The organism is Allobosea sp. (assembly GCF_048595345.1).
Classification (GTDB): domain Bacteria; phylum Pseudomonadota; class Alphaproteobacteria; order Rhizobiales; family Beijerinckiaceae; genus Allobosea.
In genome coordinates, this window is the sequence record NZ_JBMDWH010000170.1 from 1 (window position 1) to 8,466 (window position 8,466).

Consider the following 8,466-nt stretch of genomic DNA (forward strand, 5'->3'; position numbering starts at 1 on the left):
ATGGAAGGGTGCGCTTGTCTCAGCGCTCCACGGCCATGGCGACGCCCATGCCGCCGCCGATGCAGAGCGTGGCGAGGCCCTTCTTGGCGTCGCGCTTGGCCATCTCGTGCAGCAGCGTCACCAGGACGCGGGCGCCCGACGCGCCGATCGGGTGGCCGATCGCGATCGCGCCGCCATTGACGTTGACGATGTCCGGGTTCCAGCCGAGGTCCTTGTTGACCGCGAGCGCCTGCGCCGCGAAGGCCTCATTGGCCTCGACGAGATCGAGATCGCCGACCTTCCAGCCGGCCTTCTCCAAAGCCTTGCGCGTCGCCGGGATCGGCCCGGTGCCCATGATCGCCGGATCGACGCCGGCCGTCGCCCAGGAGGCGATGCGGGCGAGCGGGGTCAGGCCGCGGCGGGCCGCGTCCTTGGCGGTCATGATGACGAGCGCGGCGGCGCCGTCATTGAGGCCGGACGCGTTGCCGGCGGTCACCGTGCCGTCCTTCGAGAAGGCGGGGCGCAGCTTGGCCATCGCTTCCAGCGTCGCGCCATGGCGCGGATACTCGTCGCTGTCGACGACGATGTCGCCCTTGCGGGTCGAGATGGTGAAGGGAACGATCTCGTCCTTGAAGCGGCCGGCCTTCTGCGCCGCCTCGGCCTTGTTCTGCGACTTCGCCGCGAACTCGTCCTGCTCCTGGCGGCTGATCTGCCATTTGGTCGCGACGTTTTCGGCCGTGGTGCCCATGTGATAGCCGTGGAAGGCGTCCCAGAGGCCGTCCTTGATCATCGTGTCGATGAACTTCAGGTCGCCCATCTTGGTGCCGGAGCGCAGATGCGCGGCATGCTGGGCCATCGACATCGATTCCTGGCCGCCGGCCACGATGATGTCGGCATCGCCATTGGCGATCTGCTGGAGGCCGATGGCGACGGCGCGCAGGCCGGAGCCGCAGAGCTGGTTGAGACCCCAGGCGGTCGCTTCCTGCGGGATGCCGGCGGCCATCGCAGCCTGGCGGGCCGGGTTCTGGCCCTGACCGGCGGTCAGGATCTGGCCCATGATGACCTCGTCCACATCGGCGGGGTCGACCTTGGCGCGGGCGAGCGCCTCCTTGATCGCGGCGGCGCCGAGTTCATGGGCGGGGGTGTTGGCGAAGGCGCCGTTGAACGCGCCGACCGCCGTGCGCGCGGCGCCGACGATCACGATATCCGAATCTGCCATGAGAGGGTTCCTCGCTGTTGTCGGGCAGGGCCGCTCCCGTCGGCCCCGCCCGCTTCCCGGCCACCTTCGAAGGGCGACGTGACCGCGTCAAGTCAGCCTTCCTGCCCCATCGTCGCCGGCCGAAGCGCTCCGGCACGGCCTTCCATGCGATTCGCCCTATTTTCGTCAGAATTTTGCAGCGCACGCTCAAAAAGCTTGCGGTGCGGCGGCGAAGCTCTATCGTTTCCAGCTTGGGAGAACGTTTTGCTCCGCTTCGGCCGAGACCGGAGGGGGCGAATCAACGCCGAGCAGGGCACGATGGCCAGCGACAAAGAACCCACCGTCATCAAGAAATACGCCAACCGGCGCCTCTACCACACGGGCACCAGCTCCTATGTCACGCTGGAGGATCTGGCGGGCCTGGTGCGCAACGGCGAGGATTTCGTCGTCTACGACGCCAAGTCGGGCGAGGACATCACCCGCTCGGTGCTGGCGCAGATCATCTTCGACGAGGAAGCCAAGGACGGGCAGAACCTGCTCCCGATCGCCTTCCTGCGCCAGCTGATCCGCTTCTATGGCGACAGCATGCAGGCGGTGGTGCCGCGCTTCCTGGAGTTCTCGATGCAGAACTTCGCCGAGGAGCAGACCAAGATGCGCGAGCAGATGAGCAAGGCCTTCGGGGGCTCCGCCTTCGGCGGGCCGGCGATGGATGCGCTGCAGGCTCAGACGCGCGCGAACATGCAGATGTTCACCGAGGCCTTCCGGCTGTTCAACCCCTTCGCCGCCAGCGCCGCGGCGCAGGGCAAGGCCGAAGGCACCGCCGAGCCGCCCAAGAGCGACGATCTCGGCGAGCTCAAGCGCGAGCTGAACGAGATGCGCAACCGGCTCGACAAGCTCTCGCGCGACACATAGCGCAGCGGCGGCATCGCCGGGCGGCACCCGTCATCGGCCGATGCCGCTCTGCCAGTTCTCAGCCGGCCGCGCGCAGCAGCGATGCGGCGGCGTGGGGCGTATCGAGCTCGGCGCGGCCGACGAGATGGCCCTGGAGATAGGTGACGCCCCAGTCGCGCAGCATCGTCGCCTGGGCCTCGTCGTCGACCCATTCGGCGACCGTCTCGACGCCGAGATGCCCGGCGAGGTCGATCAGCGTGCGGACATAGAACCGGTCGTCGGTAGAGCGGCGAAGGTTCTGGGTGAAGGCGCCGTCGATCTTGAGGATGTCGATCGGGAAGGCGCGCAGGTGCTTCAGCGAGGTGTGGCCGGCGCCGAAATCGTCGATCGCGATCTGCACGCCGCGGGTCTTGAGGCGCGCGAGCAGCTTGGCCATGCGCGAGGGACTCTCGATCGTGGCCGTCTCCGTGATCTCGACGATGAGGCGCGTGGCGGCCGCGCCCGCCGCTCCGGCGCAGGCCATGAAGGCGTCGAGCCATTCCGGGTCGGCCAGAGAGCGTGGCGAGACATTGACAGAGAGCCGCAAGGCGGGGTCTCCGATCAGCCGGTCCAGCGCCAGTTCCAGCACGCGGTGATCGAACAGGCGGACCAGCCCGCGCCGCTCCAGCAGCGGCACCAGTTCGGCCGAAGCGAAATAAAGCCCTGCCTCCGGCTGGCCGACGCGCAGCAGCGCCTCGTAGAAGGCGATCTCGCGGCTGGCTGCGCCGACGATGGGCTGAAGGGCGAGGCGCACGCGGCGCTCGTTGAGGGCGCTGATCGCCTGCACGTCCAGATGTGTCGGCTCGACCCGGTCCTGGCGGCGCCGCTGCGGCTTGGCCAGCACCACATCGTCGATGGCGCCGGCGCGGGCTGCGGCGAGCGCGCCCTCGGCGGCGGAGAGCAGTTCGCCGGCATGGCCGGTCAGTTCCGGCGCGATCGCGGCGCCGACGCGCAGCCGCACCAGGGCGATGCCGCGGCCGGTCTCGATCGCCGCTTCGGCGACGATCTTGCTGAAGCGCTTGGCGGCCGCGTCGATCTGCTCGCGCGGGCAGCCCGCCAGCAGGATCGCGAAGCTGTTGCCGGCATAGCGGACCAGATGATCGCGGCGCCGCGTCACCGAGCGCAGCCGCTCATGCACGGTCGCGATGATCTCGTCGGTGGCCTCGTGGCCGAAATCGTCATTGAGCCGGGCCAGTTCGTCGATGGCGGCGACGAGCACGACCACGGTGCGCTCCTGCGGCAGCTGCTCCTGCAGCGTGGCCTGGATCTGCTCCACCAGCGCCGGCCGATCGCAAAGATCGGGGCCGGTCATGGTGAGTTCCTCGGCGCGGGCGGCTCGTTCGAGCCTCACCACGCCGCGCGCGCTGGCCGGGCGCCCGTCGCTGCCGGCGAACCAGCGGCCGGTATCCTCCGCCCACATCTTGCGCCCCGCCAGCGCGACCGCATAGCGCGTCCGGTAGACGACGCCTTCGCCCTGGTCCTGCTCGCTGCAGCCGAAGATCGCGTCGTAGCGGCTGGGGCCGCTGCCGGGCTCGACCAGAGCCGCGAAGCCGATGCCGCGCGTCATGGCCTTGTCGGGCAGGGCGCCGAGCACCTGCGCGGCGTTGGGGCCCCAGTTCAGCGCGTCGGATGGAATGTCCCAGGAGTAGACCACCTCACCCAGCGACGACAGCAGGCTGCGGGGATCGAGCGCGCTGCCGTTCCGGAAGGTGAAAAGCGACGGGGACGGCATCGCGCGTAGAGCCTCGATCAGACAGCTCGTGCCGCGCCGATCCTGGCGCCATCCCGCACTGTCCGCGTTTGGGGAAGTTACGTCACTCTGGGAGCATTCTGCTTAACGACTCGTTAAACTTGGCAGGGCGCTTGCAGCGAGATTCGCTCGAGAGCCCCGTTGTGCCGGAGTGGGACATGAGCGACGCCAGGCAGGACAATACATCCGGACGGCAGGCCGATAGCGGCCCCGCGCTCGTCCTGTTGCAGGCCGCCGCGGCGCAGGCCGGCATCGGCAGCTTCGCCCGGCACGGGCTGGAACATCCGCAGGCGGCTGCGCTGCGCTACCGGGCGGCGGCGCGGCTGCTGCGCCGGGCCTGAGAGGGCAGGCGCCGGAGGGTCGCCGGTCGCCGGCCGACTTACTTTTCGCGGTCCCAAGGGTCGAGCCGGAAAGGCGCAAACGAAAAAACCGGCCAGCGGCCGGTTCCTTCATCATCGTCGGGATCGAGCCGAGCGATCGAGGGCCGCGGCGCGGCCCTGCGGATCAGGCGTCGGCCTTGACCTTCAGGACCTGACGGCCGCGATACATGCCGCTCTTCAGGTCGACATGGTGCGGGCGGCGCAGCTCGCCGGAGTTCTTGTCCTCGATATAGGCGGGCTGCTTCAGCGCGTCGGCCGAGCGGCGCATGCCGCGCTTCGACGGCGACGTCTTCTTCTTCGGAACGGCCATTGTACTCTCCATCATGCCGCCGTCATGATGCGCGGCTATCTCAAGCCACGCCCCGGCCACGGCGACGATCAATCTCGTGAGGCGTTGCCCTTACACGCTCGGGGCCGCGATGGCTAGTGCGGAATCCGACTTTCTTGAGCAAAGGGCGCTCCGCCGGCCTCCGGGGCCAGCGGACACGCTTCTAGCGCGGCAGGGCGCAATCCGCCAGCGTGCCGATCTGTCCGAGACGCCGCTGCACGCGGCCCGCCGCCGCGCGCAGGCTGCCGCCGGGCTTGCCGAGATCGCGCAGCAGCGGGTTGGGCAGGGCGGCGGCGAGCCGGGCCGCCTCGGCCGGGCTCAGACGCGACGCGGGCTTGCCGAAATAGCGCTCGGATGCCGCCTCGGCGCCATAGAGCCCGTCGCCCCATTCGGCGACGTTGAGATAGACCTCCATCACGCGCTGCTTTCCCCAGGCGAAGTCCAGCACCAGCGCCAGCGGGATTTCCAGCCCCTTGCGCAGATAGGAGCGGCCCGGCCAGAGAAAGACGTTCTTGGCCGTCTGCATGGTGAGTGTGGACGCGCCGCGGCTCGGCCCGTCCTCGTCATCCATCACCGCGTCCAGCTCGACCCAGTCGACGCCGCGATGGCTGCAATAGCGCTGGTCCTCCGAGGCGATGACGGCCCGGACGAGATGGGGCGAGATGTCGGAGAGCTTCACCCATTGCCGCTCGACCGGCTGAAGGGTGAGCCAGCGGCCGAGCATCAGCGTGGAGGGCACCGGAACGAAGCCGTAGAGCAGGATCAGCGCGACGAGCAGCACGACCATGCCGAGAGCGAGCCGCAGCAAACCGTTCACCGCGCGCAGCAAGGGCCCTTGCCTGCCTCGCCGCCCCGCGCTGTCGCTCACCTGCGCCCTCCTTGCGTCCCGGCTTCACGCCGCCGGCCACCATGCGAGGGGCAGCTTGACGATCCCTCCGGCCTCCGGCAAGCCCGGCCGGCAGCGAACGCGAGGCAGGCCGCATGAGTTCCCTTCCCACCGCAAGCGGCGAGGACGCGCTGGAGATCGGCCTTCGCCGCATCGCCGCCTCGGTCGAGCGCGTGCTCGAGGCCCTGCTCGACGGGGCGCCGGCCGAGGGCGAGATCGCCCGTCCCGCCCGGCTGGTCGCGGCGATGCGCCACGGCGCGTTGGCGGGCGGAAAGCGGCTGCGGCCCTTCCTCACGGTCGAGACGGCGCGGCTGCTCGGTGCGGCGGAGGCGGGCGCGCTGCGGGCGGGCGCGGCGGTGGAGCTGCTGCACTGCTACTCGCTGGTGCATGACGATCTGCCCGCGATGGACGACGACGATCTGCGGCGCGGTCGCCCGACGGTCCACAAGGCGTATGACGAGGCCACGGCGATCCTGGCCGGCGATGCGCTGCTGACGCTCGCCTTCGACGTTCTGGCCGATCCGGCGACGCACCCTTCCGGCGAGGTCCGGATCGGGCTGGTGCGATGCTTGGCGCGCGCCTCGGGGCTCGGCGGCATGGTCGGAGGGCAGATGCTCGACCTCGCCGCCGAAGGCCGGTTCGAGACGGCACGCCAGAGCCTCGGCAAGGCCGAGATCCGCCGCCTGCAGGCGATGAAGACCGGCGCCCTGCTCGCGGCGAGCGTCGAGATCGGCGCGCGTCTCGGCGGCGCGGATGGCGCCACGCTGGCCGTGCTCGCCGATTACGGGCGGGCGCTGGGCGCGACCTTCCAGATCGCCGACGATATTCTCGATGTCGAGGCCGATGCGGCGCAGATGGGCAAGGCCACCGCCAAGGACGCCGATCGCGGCAAGGGCACGCTGATCGGGGTGCTGGGCCTCGACGGTGCCAAGCGCGAGCGCGACCGGTTGAGCGCGGCGGCGATGGACGCTCTGGCGGGTTTCGGGCTGGAAGCGGATGTGCTCAGGGCGGCCGCGCGGTTCGCGGCGACGCGGAAGAGCTGAAGAGGGGGCGCGAGGAACCCCTCTACTGTAAGGAGAGGGGCAGGGGTGAGGTGTAGGCCCCTGGACTAAGTAAAGCGCACGGCAGCAGCAGCGGTCAGGTCACGGCCAAGGCGTGCAATGGCCTACCCCTCACCCTGCCCTCTCCCTATGGGAGAGGGTTCCCCGCGCTATCCGCGCGTCTCTGGAAATGGCTGTGTCCGGCTCGCCGCCACTTTACTGCCAGCGGCCGAAGGCGTCGGCGAGGGTCTGGCTGCCGGAGACGCCCTTTTCGAAGGTGATGATGCCGCGCCGGCCCGAGGCGAGCAGGATCGGAATGTCGATCCAGCTGCGGTTCAGAATGAGGTCGGTGTTGCGCGCCACCTCGACCGGGACGTTCGACAGCGCGGCGACGAACAGGCCATCGCCCAGCGCCGAGTTGATGGCGGAGAGCGGCGCGCCGCGCTCGCCTTCCTCGGTCTTGAACTGCGGCACGCCGACTTCCTTCACGCCCTGCGTCGCCGGATCGATGGTGCTGGCGAAGCGCATGCCGATGATGTGCGAGGCCGGCAGCGCGCTGTCGGTGTTGCGGCGGATGGTGAAATCGAGGTTCATCCCGAATTCCGGAATGTCGACGGTGGCCCGCACGATCGTCTCGACCGGTCGGCCCTGGCCGACGCTCTCGCTGTCCAGCCGCCAGAGCACGCGCCCTTGCACGCTGCGCGGCTGCTGCGGATTGTCCGGCGTCTCGATGTAGAGGACGGCGCGCTGGGCTACCGCGACCTCGCTGCCGGGCTGCGTGGCCTGCTGAGTGCCGCCCGCGGGCCGGTTGCCGCTCGGTGCGGGCTGCTCGCCGAAGCGGTCGCCGATCTTGCCGTTGGCTTCGGACTGGGCCGGCTGATTCTGCGCAGCGGCCTGCGCCGGGCGCTCGCCCTCCTGCGGGCGCAGCTTGTGGACATAGATCGCCGTCGCTGCGATCGCGGCCACCGCCAGCGCCACGACGCTGCCGACGACGACCGAACGGATATGCACCGGCTTCACCCGCGGCTCGCGCGGCGGCATGATGCGCGGGCGCACCGGCTGCGGCTCCGCAGGCTCGGCCAGGGGCTCGTCCTCGCCGGGAGCCGCCGGCGGCTTGGGAATGAACTGGGTCTGGCGGCGCGGCTCGGGCGCCGGCGGGCGCGGCTCGGCCATCGGCTCGGCCGGACGGATCACCGGACCGCCGGCCACCGGCGGCGGAGCCGGCCTCTCGTCATGCTCGGCCTCGATCCGGGCCACCGCCTCGTCCAGCGCCAGACGCTCGCGCATGATCTCGGCCTCGCCCAGCGGCGGGTCGAGGCCGCGCAGCTGGGAGACGAGCGCCGTCTTCGCACGCTCATAGAGCGCACGCCGTGCCTCGGGCGTGTTGTCGGCGAGGCCCGCGACGGCCCGGGACAGGATCGGATAAAAGTCGGCCATTGGCCTCGTTTGTCCCGTGGGGCAGGGCGCGTCAACCCTCGAAGGGGTTGTGGACCAGGATCGTGTCGTCGCGCTCGGGGCTGGTGGAGAGCACGGCGACGGTGGCGCCGATCAACTCCTCGATGCGGCGGACATATTTGATGGCCTGCGCCGGCAGTTGCGCCCAGGAGCGGGCATTGGCGGTCGAGCCTTCCCAGCCCTCGATCGTCTCGTAGACCGGCTCGACGCGGGCCTGGTCGCTCTGGCCGGCCGGCAGGTGGTCGAGGATCTGGCCGTCCAGCCGGTAGCCGGTGCAGACCTTGATCTCCTTGAAGCCGTCCAGGATGTCGAGCTTGGTCAAAGCGATGCCGTCGATGCCGGAGGTCTTCACCGTCTGGCGCACGAGGCAGGCGTCGAACCAGCCGCAGCGGCGCTTGCGGCCGGTGACGACGCCGAACTCCTTGCCCTTCTGGCCGATCAGCTCGCCGATCTCGTCGAACAGCTCGGTCGGGAACGGACCCTCGCCGACGCGGGTGGTGTAGGCCTTGGCGATGCCGAG

9 protein-coding genes are annotated in these 8,466 nt (G+C 70.0%); 3 read left to right on the plus strand and 6 right to left on the minus strand.

What is annotated here, in order from left to right:
* Positions 1-19: 19 nt before the first annotated feature.
* Positions 20-1,198 (minus strand): acetyl-CoA C-acetyltransferase, encoded by a 1,179-nt coding sequence (locus tag ACOJTB_RS15345; protein ID WP_420103393.1) that lies wholly within the window; start codon positions 1,196-1,198, stop codon positions 20-22.
* A 297-nt stretch (positions 1,199-1,495) separates the two neighbouring features.
* On the opposite strand from ACOJTB_RS15345, the gene phaR reads away from it, so the two are divergent.
* The gene (phaR, locus tag ACOJTB_RS15350; protein ID WP_420103394.1) at positions 1,496-2,089 is read left to right on the plus strand and encodes a polyhydroxyalkanoate synthesis repressor PhaR; all 594 of its coding nucleotides are present in this window, start codon (positions 1,496-1,498) and stop codon (positions 2,087-2,089) included.
* A gap of 58 nt (positions 2,090-2,147) precedes the next feature.
* Here phaR and ACOJTB_RS15355 read toward each other — a convergent pair whose 3' ends face one another.
* Entirely contained in the window at positions 2,148-3,839 is a 1,692-nt protein-coding gene (locus tag ACOJTB_RS15355) for a GGDEF domain-containing phosphodiesterase (RefSeq protein ID WP_420103395.1), read from the minus strand.
* A 176-nt stretch (positions 3,840-4,015) separates the two neighbouring features.
* Between ACOJTB_RS15355 and ACOJTB_RS15360 the strand changes: the two genes are divergently transcribed.
* Positions 4,016-4,198, plus strand: a complete 183-nt coding sequence (locus tag ACOJTB_RS15360) for a hypothetical protein (protein WP_420103396.1) — start codon at positions 4,016-4,018, stop codon at positions 4,196-4,198.
* Between the two features lie 163 nt (positions 4,199-4,361).
* On the opposite strand, the gene rpmF is transcribed toward ACOJTB_RS15360, so the two are convergent.
* The gene (gene rpmF / locus ACOJTB_RS15365; protein ID WP_089174049.1) at positions 4,362-4,547 is read right to left on the minus strand and encodes a 50S ribosomal protein L32; all 186 of its coding nucleotides are present in this window, start codon (positions 4,545-4,547) and stop codon (positions 4,362-4,364) included.
* A gap of 181 nt (positions 4,548-4,728) precedes the next feature.
* Positions 4,729-5,433 (minus strand): monofunctional biosynthetic peptidoglycan transglycosylase, encoded by a 705-nt coding sequence (mtgA, locus tag ACOJTB_RS15370; RefSeq protein ID WP_420103397.1) that lies wholly within the window; start codon positions 5,431-5,433, stop codon positions 4,729-4,731.
* A 113-nt stretch (positions 5,434-5,546) separates the two neighbouring features.
* Between mtgA and ACOJTB_RS15375 the strand changes: the two genes are divergently transcribed.
* Positions 5,547-6,494, plus strand: coding sequence for a polyprenyl synthetase family protein (locus ACOJTB_RS15375; protein ID WP_420103398.1), 948 nt, complete (start codon positions 5,547-5,549; stop codon positions 6,492-6,494).
* A 213-nt stretch (positions 6,495-6,707) separates the two neighbouring features.
* On the opposite strand, the gene ACOJTB_RS15380 is transcribed toward ACOJTB_RS15375, so the two are convergent.
* Both ACOJTB_RS15380 and ACOJTB_RS15385 read right to left on the minus strand, forming a co-directional pair.
* Positions 6,708-7,928, minus strand: coding sequence for a hypothetical protein (locus tag ACOJTB_RS15380; RefSeq protein WP_420103399.1), 1,221 nt, complete (start codon positions 7,926-7,928; stop codon positions 6,708-6,710).
* Positions 7,929-7,959: 31 nt separating this feature from the next.
* Positions 7,960-8,466, minus strand: a 507-nt coding sequence (locus tag ACOJTB_RS15385; protein ID WP_420103400.1) for an adenylosuccinate synthetase, incomplete at its 5' end; no start/stop codon positions are given.